The organism is Acidobacteriota bacterium (genome assembly GCA_016196035.1).
In the GTDB taxonomy this organism is placed as follows: Bacteria; Acidobacteriota; Blastocatellia; order RBC074; family RBC074; genus JACPYM01.
In genome coordinates, this window is the sequence record JACPYM010000018.1 from 41,736 (window position 1) to 63,066 (window position 21,331).

16 protein-coding genes are annotated in these 21,331 nt (G+C 60.3%); 9 read left to right on the plus strand and 7 right to left on the minus strand.

What is annotated here, in order from left to right:
• Nucleotides 1-135 precede the first annotated feature (135 nt).
• From HY011_06130 to HY011_06155, 6 genes are all read right to left on the minus strand, one after another.
• Entirely contained in the window at nucleotides 136-1,395 is a 1,260-nt protein-coding gene (locus HY011_06130; protein MBI3422499.1) for an amidohydrolase family protein, read from the minus strand.
• 26 nt (nucleotides 1,396-1,421) lie between these two features.
• Nucleotides 1,422-1,760, minus strand: coding sequence for a XisI protein (locus HY011_06135; GenBank protein MBI3422500.1), 339 nt, complete (start codon nucleotides 1,758-1,760; stop codon nucleotides 1,422-1,424).
• A gap of 65 nt (nucleotides 1,761-1,825) precedes the next feature.
• On the minus strand, nucleotides 1,826-2,158 hold the full coding sequence (locus HY011_06140) for a hypothetical protein (GenBank protein ID MBI3422501.1): 333 nt from the start codon (nucleotides 2,156-2,158) through the stop codon (nucleotides 1,826-1,828).
• A gap of 3 nt (nucleotides 2,159-2,161) precedes the next feature.
• A complete protein-coding gene (locus HY011_06145) occupies nucleotides 2,162-5,455 on the minus strand; it encodes a PSD1 domain-containing protein (protein ID MBI3422502.1) in 3,294 nt (1,097 codons plus the stop codon).
• Nucleotides 5,456-5,916: 461 nt separating this feature from the next.
• Nucleotides 5,917-6,492, minus strand: coding sequence for a sigma-70 family RNA polymerase sigma factor (locus HY011_06150; protein ID MBI3422503.1), 576 nt, complete (start codon nucleotides 6,490-6,492; stop codon nucleotides 5,917-5,919).
• 82 nt (nucleotides 6,493-6,574) lie between these two features.
• Nucleotides 6,575-6,856: an STAS domain-containing protein gene (locus HY011_06155; protein MBI3422504.1), complete on the minus strand. Its 282-nt coding sequence runs from the start codon at nucleotides 6,854-6,856 to the stop codon at nucleotides 6,575-6,577.
• Nucleotides 6,857-7,412: 556 nt separating this feature from the next.
• On the opposite strand from HY011_06155, the gene HY011_06160 reads away from it, so the two are divergent.
• From HY011_06160 to HY011_06180, 5 genes are all read left to right on the plus strand, one after another.
• A complete protein-coding gene (locus tag HY011_06160) occupies nucleotides 7,413-8,180 on the plus strand; it encodes a glucose 1-dehydrogenase (GenBank protein ID MBI3422505.1) in 768 nt (255 codons plus the stop codon).
• A 157-nt stretch (nucleotides 8,181-8,337) separates the two neighbouring features.
• A complete protein-coding gene (locus HY011_06165; GenBank protein MBI3422506.1) occupies nucleotides 8,338-8,604 on the plus strand; it encodes a hypothetical protein in 267 nt (88 codons plus the stop codon).
• A gap of 233 nt (nucleotides 8,605-8,837) precedes the next feature.
• Nucleotides 8,838-9,869, plus strand: coding sequence for a ferric reductase-like transmembrane domain-containing protein (locus HY011_06170; GenBank protein MBI3422507.1), 1,032 nt, complete (start codon nucleotides 8,838-8,840; stop codon nucleotides 9,867-9,869).
• 116 nt (nucleotides 9,870-9,985) lie between these two features.
• Nucleotides 9,986-10,729 (plus strand): hypothetical protein, encoded by a 744-nt coding sequence (locus HY011_06175; GenBank protein ID MBI3422508.1) that lies wholly within the window; start codon nucleotides 9,986-9,988, stop codon nucleotides 10,727-10,729.
• Between the two features lie 50 nt (nucleotides 10,730-10,779).
• Nucleotides 10,780-11,892, plus strand: coding sequence for an AlkZ family DNA glycosylase (locus HY011_06180; protein ID MBI3422509.1), 1,113 nt, complete (start codon nucleotides 10,780-10,782; stop codon nucleotides 11,890-11,892).
• Here the strand turns inward: HY011_06180 and HY011_06185 are convergent.
• Entirely contained in the window at nucleotides 11,889-14,132 is a 2,244-nt protein-coding gene (locus tag HY011_06185) for a PD40 domain-containing protein (GenBank protein ID MBI3422510.1), read from the minus strand. The genes HY011_06180 and HY011_06185 overlap by 4 nt on opposite strands.
• 214 nt (nucleotides 14,133-14,346) lie before the next feature.
• Between HY011_06185 and HY011_06190 the strand changes: the two genes are divergently transcribed.
• The 4 genes from HY011_06190 to HY011_06205 form a co-directional block, all read left to right on the plus strand.
• The gene (locus HY011_06190) at nucleotides 14,347-14,622 is read left to right on the plus strand and encodes a hypothetical protein (GenBank protein ID MBI3422511.1); all 276 of its coding nucleotides are present in this window, start codon (nucleotides 14,347-14,349) and stop codon (nucleotides 14,620-14,622) included.
• A gap of 26 nt (nucleotides 14,623-14,648) precedes the next feature.
• Entirely contained in the window at nucleotides 14,649-15,332 is a 684-nt protein-coding gene (locus tag HY011_06195; GenBank protein MBI3422512.1) for a hypothetical protein, read from the plus strand.
• A gap of 259 nt (nucleotides 15,333-15,591) precedes the next feature.
• Nucleotides 15,592-18,060 carry a cadherin-like domain-containing protein gene (locus HY011_06200; protein MBI3422513.1) on the plus strand — a complete coding sequence of 823 codons (2,469 nt, stop codon included), beginning with the start codon at nucleotides 15,592-15,594 and terminating at the stop codon, nucleotides 18,058-18,060.
• 70 nt (nucleotides 18,061-18,130) lie between these two features.
• On the plus strand, nucleotides 18,131-21,331 hold a 3,201-nt coding region (locus HY011_06205), incomplete at its 3' end, for a putative Ig domain-containing protein (GenBank protein ID MBI3422514.1).

Genomic DNA, 21,331 nt, shown 5'->3' on the forward strand with positions numbered 1-21,331 from the left:
CTGATTCCTGAACCCTGACGACTGGTGGCTGAAAAGTCATCAGGAGTCAGGAATCAGGATTCAGTTGACCGCTCTCGCAGCGCTAGTTCGAACGCATTCATCACAGCAGCTTGTGTTTGTGCGCCGGGTTGACAGTTACATTTGCTTATGAAGCACGCCGTCTTTCATCACCAAGCGCACCTTGCGCAACGTTGAAACGTCGCGTGTTGGGTCGCCTTCGACCGCGATCAAATCGGCGAGCAAGCCCGCTTTGACCTGCCCGATTTGTTTTTCCATGCGCAACACCCGCGCGTTGACCGAAGTCGCGGATTGCAGCGTTTGCAGCGGCGTCATCCCGCATTTCACCATCGCTTCCAATTCGCGCACATTGTCGCCGTGCGGGAAGACACCGACGTCGCTGCCCGCCGCAATCGTGACGCCAGCGGCCAGTGCGGCTTTCAGCATTTCGGGTTTGCGCGCCTGATTGCCGACCGAGAGTGTGGGGCAAAGCGCGACGTTGTGTTCTTTCATCAAGCGGAAGACTTCAGGTGTGCCGTCGTCGCCGTGTTCGATGGTTTCGACACCCGCGAGCGTCGCGCGCCGCATGCCTTCGGCTGTTGACGAATGCGCCGCGACGGGAATGCCCGCGCTGGCCGCAACCTCTACGATCAGCTTCAATTCGGCGAGCGTGAAAGTCGGCGCGGCCCCCTGTTTGCCCCAACGATAATCAGCGTAGACCTTGATCCAATCGGCGCCCTTGCCGATCTGGTCGCGCACAACACGCGTCAGAGTGTCCATGCCGTCGGCCTCTTCCGCGCCCTGCGGCACGCGCCATTCGGTGGCGTAACCTTTCGGGCCATAACTGCCGGTGACGACGATGGCGCGTGTCGCGACCTGCATACGCGGGCCGGGAATGATGTTTTGTTGGACGGCCTGCTTCAACCCGACATCGGCATATTCAGCGCCTTCGGTGCCCAGGTCGCGGATGGTCGTGAATCCAGCCAGCAGCGTGTTGCGCAAATGATTGGTCGCGCGGGCGACGCGCAAACTCAGGTGTTCGCGCGCGACCTGATCGTTCCAGGGGGTTTCGTTGTAAGGATGCAGCAATACGTGCGAGTGCGCTTCGATCAAGCCGGGCAGCAAGGTCGTGTTGGGCAGTTCGATAATTTTGGCGGCGGCGGGTGCGGCGATTTCGCCAACAGGGCCAACCTTTTCGATGCGCTCGCCGTTGACCAGCACGGCCCAGCCTTCGTGCGCCTCGACGCCGTCAAAGATACGCGCGGGTTTGAGCAGGTAAACAGCTTTGGCCGTTTGGGTCGAGTTGGATTGCGCGCGCGGGTAGCTGGGTGGCAACGCCAATAACAGTCCAACCAACAGCGCGGAACAAAAGGGGCTTGGTAGTTTCGGTTTGCTCATTCGATAACCTTGCTTTGCTTCAGTTTTCAAGCGGCTTCAGCCAGGGTGAGCGGTTGTCCTTGGGCAAGACCAATCACAATGTCTTTGGCAGGAATGCCGACTTCCAGCAGGTCTTGGCCGATGCCGTACTCAATGCCGTCGCGTTCAATCCAGATTTTCCCTTCGCGCAGGACGAGTTGCACGACCACATAATCTAAACGTCTACCCGGCAGGATCTCTGTGTCTATCAAACGGTATTCATCGTTCTGTGCATTGCACCGCACCGTTGATTCATAGTTCGCCGGTTCTGCGGCCATTGCGGCATGCCGCTGTAAAACTTGCGTTATGAGTTCTCGATAACGCTCAAGTTTGGCTGTCTGATCCATGCCTTTACCTCCTCTGTGACAGGGTCAAAAACAAGTACGTGAATTTGGCGGACGCGCAGATGAAACTACAGCGCTTCGATCTTTAACAACTCATCCCAGGCTGTTTGGCTAATGGCCAGAAACAACTCCCGCTCAATCTGGGCATCGTGCAACACTGTGCGGTAAAGATCATATTGACCAATCGCCCGTTCAAAATTGTCCACCCGCGACGGCCCGCCAAATACTTTGATCTCAACCGCGATTGGTTCTGGCGCAGCGGCTTCCAAACGCTCGGCGGCCAGATCAATGTAAACGCGCAAGCCTTTGTGACGAATCGTCAGTGGATCATGCGTGATGCGCCAGCCATCCTTTTCCAATGCGCTGCGCAAATTTGCGTGAAAAGCATCGCGTCGAGGCAAACCTCACTCCTTCGTAATCGCCTCATCCAAATTCAACAACACCCGCGCCACCGCCGTCCACGCCGCCAAATCCTCCATCCGCGTGTTGGCCGGCAACGCGAAAGGTTTGTCCGGATCATTCGTCGCCAGATTCCACGGGTTCGCTGCGCCTTTCAAAAAGCGTTCGTGCTGCTGTTTCCATAGACTCAGCAGTTCGTTCGTCTCAGCCAACGTAGGCTTGCGTGAGAGCACGCGGCGAAACGCGAAGGTCAAGCGTTGCGCATTGGTCGCGCCACCTTCCTTGATCGTTTTCACTGCCAATGCGCGCGCGGCTTCGAGAAAGAGCGTTTCGTTCAGCGTCGTCAGCGCCTGCAACGGCGTGTTGGAACGCGAGCGCCGCACGCAGGCGATGTCGCCATTGGGCACGTCGAAGTTTTGCAAGACCGGATAGGGCACCGAACGATAGCGGAATGTATACAGCCCACGCCGATAGCGGTCGGCGCCCTTTTCTTCCTTCCAGATTTTCGGGCCGTAACTCGCCGGGGGCAGGTACAAAAATTCGGGCGAAGGCGGATAGACGCTGGGGCCGCCGATTTTCTCATTGAGCAGGCCGCTCGTCGCCAGCGCGATGTCGCGCACAATCTCGCCGTCTACGCGAAAGCGCGGCCCGCGCGCGAGCAGGCGGTTGTAGGGGTCATCGGATTGCGGATTGCGGATTGCGGATTGCGGATTGCGGCCACTGCTTGAGGCCGATTGCGGATTGAAAGAAGACGACTGGCGATAGGTTGCCGAGTTGACGATCAAGCGGTGTAGATGTTTCAAACTCCAGGGCGGTGAATGCGGAATGCGGAATGCGGAGTGCAGAGTATTGGTGGAACTCGCTGTTCCCAATTCCGCATTCCGCATTCCGCGTTCCGCATTGGAAGGTTCCATCAACTCGACCGCCAGCCAATCCAGCAATTCGGGATGTGAGGGAGCGTCGCTCTGCTTGCCTAGGTCTTCGGAACTCGCCACGAGGCCGGTGCCGAAATAGGTTTGCCAGACGCGATTGACCAACGAACGCGCGGTGGTCGGGGCTTGGCGGTCTACCAGCCACTTGGCGAACGTCAGCCGATTAACCGGCGCGTTGGCAGGCAATGGATTCAGGAATGCAGGCACGCCCGCTTGAATCTCTTTGTCGGGTCGCAGGAAGTCACCGCGTTTGAGCGTGAAGGTTGGGCGCAGTTCGCCGCGTTCGTTCAGCACCAGTTGCGTCGCGCCTGCCGGATGCGTCTGCCAGAGCTTGGCGATCATTTCGTTTTCGTGTTGCCAGGCGGGCACGGTCGTGCGCCAGTAACTGAAGATTGTCTCGACCTGCGCTTTTGAGCGTTGTTCGCGCGGCACGTTGGTGATGAGTTCGCGCACGTTGGCGGGCAGTGGATCGGCTGTCGCATTCGCCGCCGTCGTGAAGCTCAAACGGAATCGTCCGAGGTTGTTGTTCTGATTGTCGTCGCTGTTCCAACCACCATGGTTTTGTTTGAGATAAAAGGTCAGCAGCGTGCCGCCATCATTGCTGATTGGCTTGTCGGCGACGAAGACGGCCTTGCGCGGCAGGTTGCGCAGCACCGGCCCGGCGTCGTGGCCCCAAGCGGTATCATCGTTGCCGTCAATGGCGAATTCGATGGGGCCTTCGACGCGGCGGCGATTGCTCTTGTCGAAATACATCGGCAGGATTTCTCTTTCGGGCAAGTTGATGTCGGCAGTCGCGCGCGTGAATTTGACCTTGGTGATTTTCTTTGGATCGCTGACGGGTGCGGTTTCAACCTCGAATTCGGTCAGCGCGCCCGTGCCTAGAATCGAACGGCCCGGCCCGTTGGCGGGCAGGTTCGGATCGTTGAGCAGTTCCAGCCGGAAGGCTGTGATGTTCTGCACGTCGGTCTTGATCGTCAGCTTGACGCGGTGTTTGGTTGGCGCGTAACCCTGCTGCAAAAACGAACCGTCTTTGAGCGGAAAGTATTTCGCGCCGCCCGTCGAAATATCATCCACGGCGGGCTGCACGATCTGCCAAGTTGGTTGATCTTGTTTCGCCTTGTCTTCCCAGGCGTTCATCTGTGCCAGCCAGTCCGGCTGGGTTTCCTGCAAGCGCGCCTCGATCTCGCGGGTTTGCGAAAGGATGTTGGCGCGTTGCATTTGTTCAGGCGGCGTGTAAACGACCACATTCGATTCGTGCGAGTTGTTGAGGAAGGCGAAGAGGCGGTAATACTCTTCCTGTTTGAGCGGATCGAACTTGTGGTTGTGGCATTGCGCGCACTGAATGGTGATGCCCAGCATGCCTTTGCCGATGGCATCCATGCGGTCGAACATCGCTTCCATGCGGAACTGTTCGGGATCAACGCCGCCCTCTTCGTTAATCATCGAATTGCGCAGGAAGCCCGTGGCGACAAGCTGATCTTGCGTTGGGTTGGGCAGCAAGTCGCCCGCGATTTGTTCGATGATGAATTGGTCGTAGGGCAAATCGCGGTTGAGCGCATTGATCACCCAGTCGCGATAGAACCAGACGAAGCGCGGCTTGTCTTTTTCGTAGCCATCCGAATCGGAATAGCGCGCCGCATCCAGCCACAAGCGGCCCCAGCGTTCGCCGTAATGCGGACTCGCCAGCAAACGCTCGACCTGCTTTTCATAGGCATTCGGCGCAAGGTCGCGCACAAAAGCGTCCACTTCTTCGGGCGTCGGTGGCAAGCCGATCAAATCCAGACTCAGACGGCGCAGCAAGGTCACGCGATCTGCGGCGGGCGAGGGCGTCAAGCCTTCTTTTTCCAGGCGTGCCAACACAAAAGCATCAATGGCGTTTTTCACCGCCAACTTGTTTTTGACGGTCGGCAAGGCTGGACGGACGGGCGGCACAAAGGCCCAGTGCTGCGGCAAGTCTGAGGTCTGAGGTCTGAGGTCTGTTGTCTGTTCAGGCCAGTCTGCGCCTTCATCAATCCAGCGTTTGATGAGCGCGATCTGTTCCGGTTTCAGCGGTTCACCGCCTTTCGGCATACGCGGTTCGCCGTGTTGGCTGTCATTGACGGTAAGGCGTTTGAGCAGGCGTGAAGCCGCGCTATCGCCAGGGCTGATGACCCGCGAGGCAATTTGTTTGTTATCCAGCCGCAACTGCGCCATCTGTTTCGCCGCGCCGTGACAGCCCGCACAATGCGTTTGGAAGATGGGTTGGATGTCGCGCGCGAAATCCACTTTGGCGCTTTGTTGTCGGGCGTTGGTGGATGGCAACAACAAGCCGCAGACCAGCGCCAAAAACAGGCTGACGACTGACAGAGAGAGTTTTCGATGTCTCATTGCCGCGCTCTCAATAAAGGAAGATTTGGGAAGAGATGAATGCGGGCGGCAGTCAATTGTTTTAGGACTGTTGCTTGCCACCGTGATTGCGCGGCTAAGGTAACGCAGTTGATTGGATTAGCCAAGCTGTCGAAGTGGAGACCGAGAGGGCCCGTAGCGAAATGCGAGAACGGTTTGTAGCGGGTTTTAGGATAGAAGGTTTTGTCTGCTGAAATTGGGTCGCCACATAAAGCCCTGAAAGGGCGCAATTCAATAGCCCAGGGCAACGCCCTGGGTGACGGCAATATGGAAGGAACAAGCCCTGATAAGGGCACAATAACGACGTTTATTGCGCCCTTTCAGGGCTTGAGAACCTCTCGGCTGTTACCAGGGGCGTCGCTTCGCTTTGCCCCTGGCTATTGAATGTCGCCCCGTTGGGGCTTGGGCCCAAGTTGCCCTTCCTGTTCCTTAGCTCAATGTATTTACGCTGCCTGTGCCAATGCGCCCATCTGCATTGCTTTCGCCGCTCCATTAGCCAACAGGCCGCAGGATTTGGCGTAGCTGGTCAATTCACTGCGCAACAACTTGCGCCCGCGATTGAGCCGCGACATCACCGTGCCGATGGGGATGTTCAAAATGCGCGCGACCTCTTTGTAGGCGAACTCTTCGACATCGGCCAGCAAGATCACAGCGCGGAAGTTTTCGGGCAAACGGTTGAGCGCCTGCAACACTTCTTCGTCACTGAGATGCTGCGAGAGCGGCGCTTCATACGGCAGCGTTTCTAGCAAAAACTCTTCGCGCTCGCCCAGTGTCTGCAAGCGCCAGTTTTTGCGGCGATGATGCTGGATGACGTGAAAGAGAATCTTGAACAGCCAGGCCCGGCAATTCGTCCCAGCGGCAAAGCGGTGGAACGATTTCCAGGCTTGCAAATAGGTCTCTTGCACCACGTCTTCGGCGGCGGTTTGATTGCCCAGCGTGTGGCGTGCGGCGCGGTAAAGGTCATTCAAATGCGGTAACGCGACCGTCTCGAAATCTTCGTGGGTGAGCGTGGTAAACATAGTCGTACTCCTCGCAAAGCCCAACGGGGCTTTGCCAAATTTCTGCTTCGTCTTTGGTCTCGGCCTGCTGTTGTGCGCGTGGTTAGGCGGCAGGCTTGGCGTTTGTCACGAGTCTGAGTTGCTCCGCCAAAAAGGGCGGACAGTTTTGCAGGTGAATGTGCTGGCGTTGCAGGTTGGCAAGCAGGCTCAAGCCGGCCGCATCAGCAAATGCCAGTTCGCGTAAATCCAGCGTTGCTGCCGTCGCCGCTGCCAGGAGGGTGGCGCATTGGCTATGCAACAACTCCACCCAGGGGCCAGTCAGTCGCCCTTCCAGAATCAGCACCAAATCATCTTCTGTCGTTTTCTGTTCCGTAATCCGCAGCATCTCGCTCCCTCCTTCTCTCTACGCCCAGGGTATTGGCAAGGCTGGTGCCACGAAGGGGACAAGGTTTTGAGAAAGTGTCTAAACAGAGGGAAAGAAATATGTTTAGGCGATGTGGCTGAGTATTCATAGTCGTTCAATTCCGAGTTTGGCCGCGACATTTCGCGGGCGATGTAGCTGTAGTCTATGAAATATCGTGGGTGATTCGTGGGAGTGGCCACGCGATTTCGTGGGTGCAACCTGGGTACGCACCGCGGCTTTGCACAAACCGCTCAATTTGCATAAGTCGTTCAAGGTTTGCACAAATCGGTTAGTTACATTGCCTTATTTTGCAAGGCGATATGAGTCCCCGATTTGTGCAAAAATCCGAGTTGCACAAATCGGGGACTGTTTTCGCGCACCGCTTCCAGCGTGCAGGCGTCAAGTCAGAGTCGCTGGTTGACCGGTATAGCTTGCCAAGCCCGCACGCTGGAAGCGGTGTGTACCCGGATTTGCTGGAATAAAACCGCCAGCCAACGCCATTACAACGCCGGACAGGAAAACTACGAGGGAGGGATAGATGAGATTAAAAGAGAAAGTCGCATTGATTACTGGCAGCAGCCAAGGCATTGGCCGCGCCATCGCCGAACGCTTTGCCCGTGAGGGCGCAAGTGTCGTCATCAATTACAACCGTGGCGCGGGCGGTGCTGAAGAAGCCCTGGCCGCTATCCAGGCGGCGGGCGGGCGCGGCCTGATTGTGCAGGCCGATTTGGGCCAAGTCGCGGACATCCGCCGCCTGATCAACACCGCCGTCGAACATTTCGGACGCCTGGACATTCTGGTCAACAACGCCGGGCTGGAAACGCACGCGCCGTTTTGGGAAGTCCACGAAGACGATTACGACCGCGTGCTCAACGTCAATTTGAAGGGCGTCTTCTTTGCCACCCAGGCCTTTGTGCAACACCTGCTGCCGCACAAACGGCGCGGCAAGGTCGTCAACATCAGTTCGGTGCACGAAGAGTTGCCCTTTCCCAATTTCACCGCTTACTGCGTCAGCAAGGGCGGCGTGAAGATGCTGATGCGCAACCTGGGCGTAGAGTTGGGGCCGCTCGGCATCAACATCAACAACATTGCGCCGGGCGCGATTGAGACGCCGATCAATACCAAACTGCTCAACGATCCGGCCAAACTGGGCGCGCTGCTCGGACAGATTCCGCTGGGCCGCCTGGGACAGCCGCATGACGTGGCGAGTTTGGCGGTCTTTCTGGCTTCGGACGAGAGCGATTACGTGACCGGCTCGACCTTTTATGTGGATGGCGGGCTGACCTGGAATTATCAGGAGCAGTAAAAGCAGGGGTAGTGGGTCAATGGGGAGAGAGTCACGCCGCAGATCAACGCTGACCGACGCAGAGCAATTCAATTGGCTAACAGGACTGCTCCGCGTTTTTCCAGCGTTCATCCGCGGCCAGACCTCTCCTCTTTGAGCCACTACCAAAGCAGGAACAATGATGGCGGCAACGTTGGTCTGGGTGACGACAATTTATGCTTTGCTGGGTTTGCTTTTTGCGCCGGCGTTTGTGGCCTTTGGCGTGACGCGACTGGATGCGGCGGCACGGGGCACGGGGTTGGGCTTCCGGTTGTTGATTCTGCCTGGAGTCGCTGCCCTGTGGCCGCTGCTGTTGTGGCGTTGGTTGCAAGGTCAGCCGGAGCCACCCGTCGAAATCAACGCGCATCGCCGCTGGGATAGTACCGCGCGCGTCAGCAAGCGGTGACTGCAAGCAAGCCCTCATATTCGTTGTGTGATGGCTCCGCTGGCTGACGCGCGCGGTACTGTTGCGGCCAGACATTCTGAGGACAAGATGATTCGTTCGTTGCGACGTGCTCACAACAGAATTTTTTGGATGGCGGCAATCCTCTTGCCGCTGCTCTTGCTGAGTGCCCTGTGGGTGCGGCGGCCCTTCCCGTTGAATTCACAATTGCCTGCTAATCCCGTCGGAGAGGCCCGATGAGTCACGCCTACCAAGCCATCAGTTGGAACCGGCAGAAGCGCGTTTATGACGGCGTGCTGACCAGCGGTGTCTTCGGCTACCTGGCGTTGTTCATCGGCCTGAGCGCCTGGGCGAGTCCGCATGCGACGATTGAGACGCTGTTGATTCGCGCGTTCGGCACCGGGGCGTTGCTGCTGTTGCATCTCGTCTTAATGATCGGCCCGGCCTGTCGTTTGTGGCCGCAGTTGTTGCCGCTGCTGTACAACCGGCGGCACCTGGGTGTGACGACATTTTTGCTGGGACTGGCGCACGGCGGTTTCGCCCTCATTCAATTCCACGCGCTGGGCGATCTGAATCCGTTGGTGAGCCTGTTGGTCAGCAATACGCGCTATGACAGTTTGGCGCATTTCCCCTTTCAGCAGTTGGGACTGGTGGCGTTGCTGATCCTGTTTTTGATGGCCGCCACCAGTCACGATTTTTGGCTGAAGCAATTGAGCGCTCCAGTCTGGAAGCGGCTGCACATGCTGGTTTATCTGGCTTACGGCCTGTTGCTCGCACACGTGGCGCTGGGCGTCTTGCAGGCCGAGACGAATCTGTTGTTGGCCGTCGTGCTGACCTTCGGCTTGGCGAGCGTACTGACTTTGCACCTGGTGGCGGCGCAACGCGAACACAAGGCCGATGTCGAATTGCCTGCCGCTGCCGAGTTTGTGCCCGTTTGTACGCTGGCTGAAATTCCCGAAAAGCGCGCGCGCATCGTGACCTTGGCGGGCGAACGGGTGGCGATTTTCAAATATGACGGCCAGGTCTCGGCGCTCTCGAACGTCTGCCAGCACCAGAACGGGCCGCTGGGCGAAGGCCGTATCATTGACGGTTGCGTGACCTGCCCGTGGCACGGATTTCAGTATCTGCCCGCGACCGGCGCAGCACCCGCGCCCTTCACCGAAAAGGTGCCGACCTTTCGCGTCAAAGTCATCGGGCAACAGGTTTACGTTGATCCGCGCCCGCAAGCGCCGGGTTGTATAGCAGGCTGCCAGCCTGCTGCGGGCTGAAGGAGGCGAGCCTTGCGGGACAGCGTGAACCAGTGTCGCCCGGTGTCGCCCAGTGTCGTAAAGATCAAGTCAACAGCAGGCTGGCAGCCTGCTGTACAACCAGCAAGGACGGCCACGTGCCAGAGTTAAACCAGGATGAGTTTTATATCGGCTATTTGCCACGTGCGCCGCGCGGTGTGGCGAAGCTGTTGCGGCGTGTCGTGACCGCGCTCTTTTGCGGCGGCGTGCTCGTGGCGCTGGTGCTGGCGTTTGGGCAACAGCGGCTGCCATTGAGCGTCTTCGAGTTTCAACAATACCGCGCCTACACCGGCGTCCTGCACGCCACGCCGTATCCGGCCTTGCTGGTGCAAACCGGGAATTCGCTGACGCAATACCTGTTGGTCGCGCCGGGCAAGCACCGGGCGGAAGTCGGCGCGTTTGACGGACAGATCGTCAAGCTGCGCGCGGCGTTGATTCAGCGCGACGGGACGCAGATGCTCGAACTCGCGCCGGATTCGCTGACGGTCACGGCGGCTGCGTCCCTGCCGCTGCCAGCTAAAACCGAACTCGGCACGTTCACGCTGGTGGGCGAGATCGTAGACAGCAAGTGTTACCTGGGCGTGATGAATCCCGGCCACACCAAGCCGCACCGCGATTGCGCGGTGCGGTGCCTTAGCGGCGGCATCCCGCCTTTGTTCATCGCGCGCGATGCGCAGGGGAACGAATTAAAGCTGCTGCTGACCGATGCGCAGGGCGCGCCGGTCAATCAGGCCGTGTTGGACATGGTGGCCGAACCGTTGGAAATCACCGGGCGCGTTGTGCGTGAGGGAACGCAGTATTACTTGCAGGCCGACCCGCCGACGTACCGGCGTGTGAGATAGCCGCACCATTTACTGCCAATCGCACGCTCTCTGGTTTAGACTCCGCCGCGATGAAAACGACCTTTCCATTGCCGCAAGTGCTCGCCTTCCGGCTAGCGCGACACCACCTGACTGATGCCGCGTCTGCCGAATTGACCGGCGTGTGCCGCGACATCGGCGGCTTGCAAGCGCAAATCAACAGCGCCGCGCGTCTGGCCGCCTGGGCGCGCGTGCCGGGGTTGACCCAAACAGAAATCCAAACGGCGCTCTATCAGCAACGCGCGCTGGTCAGGACTTCGTGCATGCGGCAAACCCTGCACCTGATTACGGCGGCGGATTTCGCGCTATACATCAATGCCTTGCGACAAAGCCGGGTGACCGCATTGTTGCGCGTGGCCGCCAAGTTCGGCGTGACGCGCCAGCATGCCGATGCATTGAATGCCTGTTTTCTGGCTGCGCTCAGTGGCGGGCCTTTGCCACGGCGCGCGCTGCTCGAACGCATTCAACCGTTGGTCGGCCAAGAGGTGCGCGCGTGGATGAACGTGGTCTGGGGCATTCAGGTCTTTCGTCTGGCGCTGGTCGAAGGGTTGATTTGTTACGGCCCTGACCAGGGGGCCGAGGGTACTTATGTGCGCGTGGATCAATGGTTGCCCGCGCAACTTGCGCTTGAACCCGCCGCCGCCTTGGCGGAGTTATTGCGCCGCTACCTGCGGACTTATGGCCCGGCCACGCCCAAAGATTTCGCCAAATGGACGGGCAATCCGATGCCGGAAATCAAAGCGGCCTGGGCGGCAGTGCAGGACGAATTGGTCGAGGTCTCAATGGCCGGCACGCCCGGCTGGTTGTTGCGCGATGATTTGCCCGCGTTGCAGCGCAGTGCGCCGGTGGCGGCGCACCTGCGCTTGCTGCCGAGTTTCGATCCCTGGGTGTTGGGACACGCCGATAAAAATCAGTTGGTGGACGCACAACATTACAAACGCATCTTTCGCAGCGCCGCTTGGGTCTCGCCCGTCGTGTTGCTGAATGGCCGCGCCGCTGGCGTGTGGTCGCACCGGCGGCAGGGTAAAAGGTTGTTGGTAGAAATCGAGCCGTTCGAGAAATTCAGCAAACCTGTCCGCAAATTGATTGAAGCCGAAGCCGCGCGGCTGGGCGCATTTCTTGGAGCAGAAGCAGCCGTGCACTAATGGAAGTTTTCGAGCAGCATAATGCTGCTGGCGAAAAGATCGTTGGAAGCGAACAGAATTTGGCGGCCCGTCGGCGCAACGGCCAGGCCGGCGGTGAGCCAGGCCGGTTGTTTGTCAATCGTGGCAATGGTTCTGACGCGCCGGGTAGTGAAATCGAAGTGCCGCACCTGATAGGGAAACTGATCGTTGTGCGCGACGAAATAAAGCCCGCTGCGATTAATTGTCCAATAACGCCAGTAACCGGCTTCGGCCAATTCCGGCACCGCCTCTTCATTCGTCCCTTCGGTGCTGACGCGCCACAGCCCGGAGATGCCGCGCCCTTTCAAATAATAAACAGACTTGCCATCGGGAGCTTCAAACGCCTCCATGCCGCCTTGCTGCGTAAGCTGTTGCGCGGGGCCGCCCGCCACGGGCATTTTCCAAAGCTGCAATTTGCCGGAGCGATTCGAACAGAAATACAGCCAGCGGCCATCATGCGACCAACTGGGAATCACGTCGTGCGAACTATCAGTGGTCACGCGGCGGGGCGCGCCGCCCGTGGAGTTGATGATGAACAGGTCGCCGCTGCTTTCGGGCCGCGCGTCAAAGGCGATTTGCTGGCCGTCGGGCGACCAGTGTGGCGATCCGGTGGCCAAGCCGTTGAAGTGCGTTAACTGGACGGGATTGCTGCCATCGCTTTGGCACACCCAGATTTCATCGTGGCCAGAGCGGCCCGATGAGAAAACGAGGCGTTGGCCGTCGGGCGAAAATTCGGGACTGTGATCGGGGTGGCTGGAGCTGATGAATTTGCGCAACGCCGGGTTGGGTTGATCCAAATCCAAGCGCCACAGATTGGCGTCTTCGAGCGAGTCAACGAAGCCGAGTGTGCCGCCGCCCGTCGCGCCATTGGCGGCAAAGGCCGGATGCGTGGCTTTGCGGCCTGCTGCTTCCAGCAAGACGGGCGGGTTGCCGTTGACGGGTACGCGCCAGAGGCTGTTGCTGCCTTCGCGATAGGCGGCGCAAATCAGCGCTTGCCCGTCCGCCAGCCAGGCCAACCCGTGAATGGGCGCGGCCAGTTTGGTCAATGGGCGCGGCTGGCTGCCATCGGGATTAGCGAGGAAGACTTCGCTGTTGACGCGATTCAACGTGCGTTTGAAGGCCAGTTGCTTGCCATCCGGCGCAAAGCGCGGATCGTCATCCCCGCTCAGCGCGGGCGGATTGGTCAGCGTGTGGCGTTCGCCGGTTTCGAGATTGATCTGCACCAGCGCCGCGCTCTCTTTGTCAGAGGTCGCAATCGCGTCGGGCACGACCAACGCCTTGCCATCGGGCGTCCAGGTGAGTCCGACCCAAGTGGTTTGCAGGTCGGCGATCTTGCGTTCGGTGCCGCCCAGCGCGGGCAGGATCAACACCTCGCTGCCTTGGCCGCGCGCGCGCAGGAAGGCGATGGTTTTGCCGTCGGGCGACCAGGCCGGGCTGTATTCATCGTGCGGATTATTGGTCAGCCGCAACGGCTGGCCTGCGCCGACGAGTTTTACATAAATGTCCATCCCTTCGGCTTCTTCAGGCCGCCAGGCATACGCGATTTGTCGCCCGTCGGGCGAAAACGTAGGCGTGTCTTCACGGCCCGCCAGTCCGGTCAAAGGGGCAAACTTGGCTGTCGTGGCATTGGTTGCCGCCGCGTTGGGCCGATTCAGCCAGAAATAAAGTCCGGCGGCGAGAGCGATCAACCCGGCGGCAACGAAGCCTGCGCGCCGTTGCCAGCTTCCCGGTTGCGGGGACGCGGCAGCCGGTAGTGTGGCAACAGGCTTGGTTGCTAGGGCTACGGATGTTGACTTGCTGGCGGTTGAGGTTTCGTTGATGACGACGCGCGAAAGCGTGTGCCGTTCGAGCACCAGCGGTTCGTCCTCTACAAGCCCGGACAGCAGCGTTGGATGTTGTTCACTGACTTGCGCCGTGAAGCGGTAGCCGCGCCCGGGGATGGTGACGATGAATTGCGGGTTATCCTTTTCGTCGCCCAGCACGCGGCGCAGCGTGTAAATGTAATGCGTCAGGTTCGACTCTTCGACGTAGGTATCCGGCCAGAGCCGCCGCATCAATTCTTCCTTTTCCAGCACCTGCCCGTTGTTTTCGACCAGCACCAAGAGCATGTCATAGGCCTTTTTTTTGAGCGGCACGACCTCGCCGTCGCGCAGCAAGAGCCGGTTCGCCACATCCAGGCGGAACGGGCCGAACTCGTAAAAGTGATTGTGAGGCTTGGACATACGCCGAATTCAGAAACGATTCAGAAGTGCTTCAGACCAAAAACGAGCACAAATTCAGCGCGCGTTCAGGACGAGTTGCGGGGGGAATGGCCTATGGTCTCGCTCGAACCTGACGGGGCCGATCTGCTGGTGCCGAAATGAACGGGAGATACTGCTGGAAAACGCCGCGCAGTGTAGCACGGTGCCACGCAATGGAACAGAACACGGGGTGTGGATGAGCAAACGGACGGAGATCACCATTGAACAACACGAAATCACCATTGTCAGAAGCGGGCAGCACCGGCTCTTGCCGGCCGAGCCGCAACGCGCATGGTGTCCGGTCTGCAAAGAGGAAGTCGTCATGCTCACGGCAGAAACGGCGGCGCAGGTGCGTGGCGTCAGCCGCCGCGAAGTTTATCGCCGCCTCGAGCGCGGCGCCTTGCATTTCAACGAAACGGCTGAAGGCGTGGTGCAGGTCTGTCTGACCAGCTTGCGCGCCCTGAACGAGTAAAAAGGAGAAAGTTAATGAGCAATCGAATGCCGCGAAAAATTTGGTTCTTCACCTTGGCCTTGACGGGGTTGCTCTGCGCCCATCGTCCCGACACCGCTTGGTCGAAGCCTGTTACGTCAGCGTTTAATATCACGCCCTTTCTCAGTTGTATTGATGTCAACGACACAACCGGTGCAATTACGGCCTATTTTGGTTACGAAAGCTTCGAGAGCGCTGAGGTGACAATACTGGTCGGGGGAGAGAACCGCTTCCTGCCCCCTCCTAGCAACCGTCAGCAACCGGCGGTGTTTTATCCCGGCTTACACGAGCGGGCCTTTCGCATCACCTATCCGGTCAGCAACCTTGTCTGGCTTTTCAATGGCTTTGGAGTCACGGTAACACCAGGTTCACCACGCTGTACGCCCCCACCAGTGGTTGCCGACATCGTGCCTTTCGTTGAAAGCGTGACGGTGAGTGACGCGACCGCCACGGCAACCTTTGGCTATCAAAACGCCGCCAGTAACACGATCACCATTGCCGCAGGCAGCCCGCACAACCGCCTGTCGCGGACAGCGAACCAGAACCAGCCCACGCAATTTTTGCCCGGTTTGCAGCGCAATGTTTTTACCACGACCTTTCCCGCCAGCGAGGCGCTGTACTGGATGGTGCAAGGTTTGCCCGCGTTGGCGGTGCCGGGCACGTGCCCGACCATCACGGTGCGGGTGCGCTAACGACCATACCTGAGCAAGCCGTCTTTCGCTTACTAACTTATAGCGGTTTGCAGATAGGTGCGACCTGCGGCAACCCATACCCAACGTAGGGGGCAGACCTGCGTGTCTGCCCCGGTGTCATCAGACGGAACCGAAGGCTACAAATGCCACCGGGGCAGACACGCAGGTCTGCCCCTACGTTGGGTCGTACCCATCTGCAAACCGCTATAAGGAGTTTTCCATGTCGCTTCGGCGACGCCCTGAAAGGGAGGAGAGAACAATGACACAAAGGCTCACCCTGCGGTTGAGATTAGCCGCACTCTGTCTCGTTGCGTTGCCAAGCGCTTTGAATTGGTACTCGACTTCGTCGGGACTAGCCGCCGCCAAACCTGCTATCCAGCAGCAGGCGGCCAGTTTCAGCGGTCAACTGACCACCCAGCACGACACCTGGAACCGCATGACGACCATCAATGTCTTCAGCGGCCAGCAGGTGTTTTTTGAAGTTACGCACCTCCGCATTGTGACGAGCGGGCCATATACGATCGACGTCAATGCGACGGGGTTTACGCCCACCATCAATGTTTACGGCGGCACGTTCTTTCCCGCGACGCCGCAGGTGAATTTCTGGGACAACGGCGTCATCGGCAATGGCTATCAAGTGTTCCTCGCGGGTGGTCAGCAATTCGACATCGTCATCAGCACGAACCTGGCGGGCGAGACCGGCACATACAGCGCCGCGATCAGCGGCCCTGGCCCGCTCACGGTTGATCCGCCGCCGCCCCTGGGCATTCTCAACAATCCGCTCGATGCCACCCTTCAGCCCGGCCAAAGCACGACCTTGCGCGTGGCGACGCAAGGCCGCGCGCCAAAAGCGTATCAATGGTTTCAAGGCCAGAGTGGCGACACCGCGCAACTCAGCGCGGGCGCGACCGGCACCAGTTTCACGACACCGGCGTTGTTTGCCGACACCTCGTATTGGGTGCGGGTGAGCGACAGCGCAACCAGCGTGGATTCCGGCACAGCGACGGTGTTTGTCACCACTGGGCCGATCACGTCCGGCGGGGTGTTGACGGCGTGTGATGACCGCCTCGGAGCGAACGGGCAGGGTGTGCCGTTCAAGCTGTTTCGCTTTCGCGTCTCGACGGCGGGCAGCTATCGCTTCCAACTCAACACCAGCGGGTTCAATGGTCAATTGCTGCTGTATCAGGGCGCGTTTTTGCCGGCCAACACCAACGTGAATTTCTTCGGCAGCTCAGCGGTAGGAACGTCGGTGAGTCTGACAAGTTCATTGCTGGCCGATGGCAATTTGATGCATCTGGTGATCATTCCCCAAAGCGCCGCCAATCTCGGTACGTTTACGGTCACAGCCACCAATGGCCCGGCGCTCATCACCAAACTGCCCGCGCCTGAAATCACGATGCAACCGCTGAGCGCCAACGTCACGCGCGGCCAGACGCCGGTGTTGAGCGTGGGCACGAATAGTTTGAATGTCAGTTATCAATGGTTCAGCGGCACTTGCCAAAGCCGCACGAAAATCGCGGGCGCAACCGGCGCGAGTTTCACGCCGCCGCCGCTCACCAGAGATCAAAGCTATTTCGTGCGGCTCGAAAATCCTGGTGGCTATCTGAACAGCTCGATTGCCACGTTGACCGTGGCGCCGTTCGCGGGGAACTTCAACGCCAATCCGATTGCACAAGGACAACCGCTCAACGTGTCAGCGCCTGGTGTCTTGAGCAATGCGACGGGGCCGGATGGCCGCCCGTTGAACGCTTTCAAAGACGCGAACCCGGCGCACGGCACAGTGACCTTCAACCTCAACGGCTCGTTCAGCTATCAACCCGCGTTGAATTACGTCGGGCCGGACAGCTTCACCTTTCACGTGTCCGATGGCGTGCGGTCTTCAGCCTCGGCGACAGTGAACATCACCGTGATGCCGACCTTTGCCAATGGCACGCCCAACACGATTCCCGCGCAAGGTCAGGCGAATATCTATCCTTCGACGATTACCGTCAGCGGCCTGATGGGCAACATCACCAAACTCATCGTCACGCTCAATCCGTTGCGCCACGAGAACGAAGGCGATCTGGACATCCTGCTGGTCGGGCCGCAAGGACAAGCGTTGGTCTTGCTGTCAGACGCCAACGGCGACCCGGATAACCCGTTCGTCTTTGACCGCAGCACCACCTTTGACGACGCCGCGACCGACACGATCTTTGACGGGCGGGCATTGTTCGACGGCACGTATCGGCCCGTGAATTATGGCAGCGGCGACAGCTTCCCCGCGCCCGCGCCCGCGTCCTTTCAATCGCCTGCACCCGCAGGCACGGCGACGCTGGCCTCGGTGTTCAACGGCACTGACCCGAACGGCGTGTGGAAATTATTCGTCTTCGACGATCAGGGTTTCAACAGCGGCTCGTTGGGCGGCTGGTCGCTGACCATCGGCACGGGCGCAGCCTGTCCGCAATTCACCGTCATCCCGCCCACCTTGCCCGACGTGCAGATCAACACGCCGTTTACGGCGACGACGCTCACGGCCAGCGGCGGCACGGGCGTCTATACCTTTCAAATCACGGCGGGCGCGCTGCCACAGGGAATGAACTTCACTGCGGCGGGCGTCTTGAGCGGCACGCCAACACAGGCTGGGCTGTTTCCTTTCACGGTGACGGCGAAGGATCAAAACAACTGCACGTGGCAGCGGGCCTACACGCTGAATGTGACGTGTCCGGTGCTGACGACGAGCGTGCGCTGAGAAGCCGTTCGTCGAAGCTGCGGGCTTTGTTATGCCTGCGCAACCTTGGGGAACCAATTTGAGGAGCAAAATGATGAATCGCATTCTTCTTCGTCTCAGTTTGACGACACTGTTGCTGGCAACGGCGACGCTTGGCAGTTCGTGGTTTAACCGGCACGGCGCAGCGGCGCGCACAAACTGCGCGGCGTTGGCGTTTGACACAGTGGCGCTGCCCGCCGGCACGATCAACCAGCCCTACAGCGCCGCGCTCGAGAGCAGCGGCGGCGTCGGGCCGTACCAGTTCACCAAGCTCACGGGCACACTGCCCAACGGCGTCACGCTGAATGTGAACGGCACGTTCAGCGGCACGCCTATACAACCGGGCACGTTCAACCTGACCGTGCAAACGCAGGACGCGAATGGTTGCAGCGGCGCACAGGATTTCAGCTTGCAGGTCAATTGTCAGACGATTACCGTCAGCGCGCCCGCCAACAATGCGGGCCTGGTGAATGCGCCCTTCAGCGCGCAGTTCACGCAAAGCGGCGGCAGCGGGACGACGACGTTTAACACCACCAGCAACCTGCCCAACGGCCTCACGCTCGCGCCGAGCGGCACGGTGAGCGGCACGCCCACACAAGCCGGCAGCTTTCCGCTCACCGTCAAAGCGACCGCTGCGAACGGCTGCCTGGGCACGGCGAATTACACGTTGACGATCAATCCGTGTCCGGCGAGCTTCACCGTCAACAGTCTGGACGACACGCCCGACGCCGCGCCGGGCAATGGCGCCTGCGCCGATGCCAACGGCCAATGCACGCTGCGCGCGGCGTTGCTGGAGGCGAATGCCATTCCGGCCTGTGCGCCGCTGACGATCAATTTCAGCGTGACGGGCGCCATCAATCCGGCGACGGCGCTGCCCGCACTCGATCATCCGAACCTGACTATCAGCGGGCCGGGCGCGCAGGTGTTGAGCATCGCGCGGCCCGGCAATGCGCCGAATTTCCGCCTCTTCTTCATCAATGGCGGCAAGACCGTGACGCTCAGCGGGCTGACCATCGCGGGCGGCTTTGACAACAATGGCGGCGGTTTGCGCAACGAGGGCGCATTGACGCTGCGCCGCGTCGTCATTCGCGGCAATGGCGCGTTTGAGAACGGCGGCGGCATTCGCAACGGCGGCACGTTGACGCTGACTGATTCGACGCTGGCGCATAACAGCGCGACGGGCGCGTTCAACGAAGGCGGCGGCCTTTACAACGCCGGCACGGCGACGGTCAGCAACACGACCATCGAAGCCAATGCGGCGCTTTCCGGCGGCGGCGCGCTCACCACGCCTGATAGCGCGCTCACGCTCACCAACGTGACCATCGCCGGCAACACGGCTAACACCGGCGGGGGCTTGCGCAATACGGGCGGCGCGGCGGCCACCACGCTGCGCAACACCATCGTTGCGGCGAACGCCAACAACGCGACCGTGCCCGACGTGGCGGGCGCGTTTACTTCGGCAGGCAATAACTTGATCGGCAACGCCGGCACGGCAACGGGCTTCAACGCGGCGGGCGATCAGACTGGCACGGGCGCGGCGCTGCGCGATCCGCTGCTCGCGCCGTTGGGCGATTACGGCGGGACGACGCCGGCGCGCACGCTGCTGCCCGGTTCGCCAGCCATCAATGCGGGCACGGTGAGCGGCGCGCCCGCGAACGACCAGCGCAACGTCGCGCGTCCGCAAAACGGCGCGGTGGACATCGGCGCGGTCGAAGCCAGTTTCGCGCTCGCGGCCACCGGCGGCACGCCGCAAAGCGCCCTGCTCAGCACGCCTTTCGCTGCCCCCTTGCAAGCGACGCTGACCGAAAACGGTTTCCCCCTGAGCGGCGTCACGCTGACCTTCAGTGCGCCGGGCAGCGGGCCTAGCGCGACATTTCCTAATGGCAACACCGCGACGACCAACGCCAGCGGCCAGGCTGGGGTGAGCGTCACGGCCAACCAACTGCTGGGCAGTTATGCCGTGCAAGCCGCCGCCGCCGGAGTCGCGTCCGCCAATTTCAATCTGACGAACTTTTGTCCCCTCATCACACTCGCGCCCGCAATCTTACCCAACGCCGTCATCAATACGGCCTATCCGCCCACGCTCAGCGCGACGCCCGCGCTGGCTTATACCTTCGCCGTCACCAGCGGTCTCTTGCCAGCGGGCCTGGTGCTTAACGCGAATGGCTCGTTCAGCGGTGTGCCCGCGCAGGGCGGGGTGTTCAGTTTCCGGGTGACGGCGACGGCTTTTGGGGTGTGCGGCGGGTTTCGCGATTACGTGTTGCTGGTGGAGTGTCCGGCCCTCACGCTGGCGCCGGCGAGTTTGCCGGGTGGGGTGGTGGGCGCGGCTTACAATCAAACTGTGAGCGCGTTGCCCGCCGGAGCGTACAGCTACGGCGTGACGGGCGGGGCGTTGCCGGCGGGTTTGGCGTTGAATGCGGCGACGGGCGTCATCAGCGGTGTGCCCAGTACGGGCGGCACGTTCAGCTTCCGCGTGGCGGCGACGGCGGGGAGTTGCAGCGGTGTGCGCGATTACACGGTCGTGATTGGTTGTACCGGGCTGAGCTTCACGCCGCCGCCTTTGGCGGCGGGCACGGCGGGCACGGCGTATGCGCAAACCATCGGCGTGTCGCCCGCAGGCAGCTATAACTTCGCGCTGGTGGCGGGCAGCTTGCCGAGCGGTTTGACGCTCAACGCGACGACGGGCGTGCTGAGCGGCTGGCCGAGTCTGACCGGCAGCTACAACTTCACGCTCAAGGTTACGGCGACGAACGGCTGCTTCGCCACGCAGGATTACACGCTGACGATCAACTGTCCGAGCATCGCGCTCGCGGCGCTGCCACCGCCCGCGTTGAATACGCCGTATAACCAAACGCTCGCGGCGACGCCGGCGGGCGGCAATTACAGCTACGCCGTGACGAGCGGCGCGCTGCCAGCGGGGCTTGTAGTCAATTCAGCTACAGGTATAGTTAATGGAACTCCAACTGTAGCTGGCACGTTCAACTTCACCATCACGGCGACGGGCTTTGGGAATTGCACGGGCAGCCGCGTGTACAGCGGCACGCTGGCAGGCGGCACCTGTCCGGCGATCACGCTGTCGGATTTGCCAAGCGGCGCGCCGGGGCAGCTTTACAGCCAGGTCGTGACGGGCACGCCGAGCGCGACGTATGCATACACCGTGACGGCGGGCAGCGTGCCGCCGGGGCTGACGTTCATCGCGGCGGGCGGCTTGTTGTACGGTTACCCGATGGCGGCGGGCACGTACAACTTCACG

What these genes read in the sequence shown, in the direction of transcription:
- HY011_06130 (MBI3422499.1), bottom strand. Translation starts at nt 1,395, where the DNA reads ATGAGCAAACCGAAACTACCAAGCCCCTTTTGTTCCGCGCTGTTGGTT.
- HY011_06135 (MBI3422500.1), bottom strand. Translation starts at nt 1,760, where the DNA reads ATGGATCAGACAGCCAAACTTGAGCGTTATCGAGAACTCATAACGCAA.
- HY011_06145 (MBI3422502.1), bottom strand. Translation starts at nt 5,455, where the DNA reads ATGAGACATCGAAAACTCTCTCTGTCAGTCGTCAGCCTGTTTTTGGCG.
- HY011_06150 (MBI3422503.1), bottom strand. Translation starts at nt 6,492, where the DNA reads ATGTTTACCACGCTCACCCACGAAGATTTCGAGACGGTCGCGTTACCG.
- HY011_06155 (MBI3422504.1), bottom strand. Translation starts at nt 6,856, where the DNA reads ATGCTGCGGATTACGGAACAGAAAACGACAGAAGATGATTTGGTGCTG.
- HY011_06160 (MBI3422505.1), top strand. Translation starts at nt 7,413, where the DNA reads ATGAGATTAAAAGAGAAAGTCGCATTGATTACTGGCAGCAGCCAAGGC.
- HY011_06165 (MBI3422506.1), top strand. Translation starts at nt 8,338, where the DNA reads ATGATGGCGGCAACGTTGGTCTGGGTGACGACAATTTATGCTTTGCTG.
- HY011_06170 (MBI3422507.1), top strand. Translation starts at nt 8,838, where the DNA reads ATGAGTCACGCCTACCAAGCCATCAGTTGGAACCGGCAGAAGCGCGTT.
- HY011_06180 (MBI3422509.1), top strand. Translation starts at nt 10,780, where the DNA reads ATGAAAACGACCTTTCCATTGCCGCAAGTGCTCGCCTTCCGGCTAGCG.
- HY011_06185 (MBI3422510.1), bottom strand. Translation starts at nt 14,132, where the DNA reads ATGTCCAAGCCTCACAATCACTTTTACGAGTTCGGCCCGTTCCGCCTG.
- HY011_06190 (MBI3422511.1), top strand. Translation starts at nt 14,347, where the DNA reads ATGAGCAAACGGACGGAGATCACCATTGAACAACACGAAATCACCATT.
- HY011_06195 (MBI3422512.1), top strand. Translation starts at nt 14,649, where the DNA reads ATGCCGCGAAAAATTTGGTTCTTCACCTTGGCCTTGACGGGGTTGCTC.
- HY011_06200 (MBI3422513.1), top strand. Translation starts at nt 15,592, where the DNA reads ATGACACAAAGGCTCACCCTGCGGTTGAGATTAGCCGCACTCTGTCTC.